General features: G+C 51.9%; 1 tRNA gene and 2 rRNA genes. All 3 read left to right on the forward strand.

The window, feature by feature from the left end:
* A 16S ribosomal RNA gene (locus tag AC50X8_RS32360) occupies positions 1 to 535 on the forward strand; the annotation flags it as partial.
* Between the two features lie 105 nt (positions 536 to 640).
* Positions 641 to 716: transfer RNA gene (locus AC50X8_RS32365), tRNA-Ala, on the forward strand.
* 298 nt (positions 717 to 1014) lie between these two features.
* Positions 1015 to 1715 (forward strand): 23S ribosomal RNA (locus tag AC50X8_RS32370); the annotation flags it as partial.

Consider the following 1715-nt stretch of genomic DNA (forward strand, 5'->3'; position numbering starts at 1 on the left):
GCTAGAGATAGCGGCGGCCTTCGGGACAGAGGAGACAGGTGGTGCATGGTTGTCGTCAGCTCGTGTCGTGAGATGTTGGGTTAAGTCCCGCAACGAGCGCAACCCTTGATCTTAGTTGCCAGCAGGTAAGGCTGGGCACTCTAGGATGACTGCCGGTGACAAACCGGAGGAAGGTGGGGATGACGTCAAATCATCATGCCCCTTATGACCTGGGCTACACACGTACTACAATGGCCGATACAACGGGAAGCGAAACCGCGAGGTGGAGCCAATCCTATCAAAGTCGGTCTCAGTTCGGATTGCAGGCTGCAACTCGCCTGCATGAAGTCGGAATTGCTAGTAATCGCGGATCAGCATGCCGCGGTGAATACGTTCCCGGGTCTTGTACACACCGCCCGTCACACCACGAGAGTTTACAACACCCGAAGCCGGTGGGGTAACCGCAAGGAGCCAGCCGTCGAAGGTGGGGTAGATGATTGGGGTGAAGTCGTAACAAGGTAGCCGTATCGGAAGGTGCGGCTGGATCACCTCCTTTCTAAGGAAATACCTAATCCCGATGAGGATTAGATAAATGTGCGGATTAACGGCGCTTAGGCGTCAGACGTGAAAACCATTTGTTCAGTTTTGATGGAATTTGTTAGGGGCCATAGCTCAGCTGGGAGAGCGCCTGCCTTGCAAGCAGGAGGTCAGCGGTTCGATCCCGCTTGGCTCCACCAATAAAACCATCAGCGTTTCTTCTCTTCTAAAGTTTATCTTTAGATTAGAACAAACAAAACTTGCACCTTGAAAACTGGATAGCGAAAGCAAAGAACGAAACATCCTTTAGCGAGAAATATCGCAGGAAGGCGAAGTAAGGAACGAACTTAGGTTTGCTCTTGATCTTTGTTCTAACTGCTAGCGAAAGTATGGTCGAATGAGATGGACTTTTGGAAGTGTAGACTTTTGATCGGCAGGCAACTGCAGGATCAAGGTGAAACGGACAACGGCCAGCACATCGAGCATGCTGTAGCGACTGGTTAAGCTAATAAGAGCGCACGGAGGATGCCTAGGCACTAGGAGCCGAAGAAGGACGTGGCGAACAACGATACTGCCTCGGGGAGCCGTAAGCAGGCTTTGATCCGGGGATTTCCGAATGGGGAAACCCAGCTGTCGTAATGGACAGTTACTTCTAACTGAATACATAGGTTAGAGTGAGGCATACCAGGGGAACTGAAACATCTAAGTACCCTGAGGAAGAGAAAACAAAAGTGATTCCGTCAGTAGCGGCGAGCGAACGCGGATTAGCCCAAACCAAGGAGCTTGCTCCTTGGGGTTGTAGGACGTCTCACATGGAGTTACAAAGGTGTGTGTTAGGCGAAGAGGTCTGGAAAGGCCCGCTATAAGAGGTAAAAGCCCTGTAGCCAAAAGCACACACTCTCCGAGACGGATCCTGAGTACGGCGGGACACGAGAAACCCCGTCGGAATCCGGCAGGACCATCTGCCAAGGCTAAATACTCCCTAGTGACCGATAGTGAAGCAGTACCGTGAGGGAAAGGTGAAAAGCACCGCGGAAGCGGAGTGAAAAAGAACCTGAAACCGTGCGCTTACAAGAAGTCAGAGCCCGATCTATGGGTGATGGCGTGCCTTTTGTAGAATGAACCGGCGAGTTACGTTCACGTGCAAGGTTAAGTCGGGAAGACGGAGCCGCAGCGAAAGCGAGTCTGAATAGGGCGAA

Source organism: Paenibacillus sp. JT22N15 (assembly GCF_059383755.1).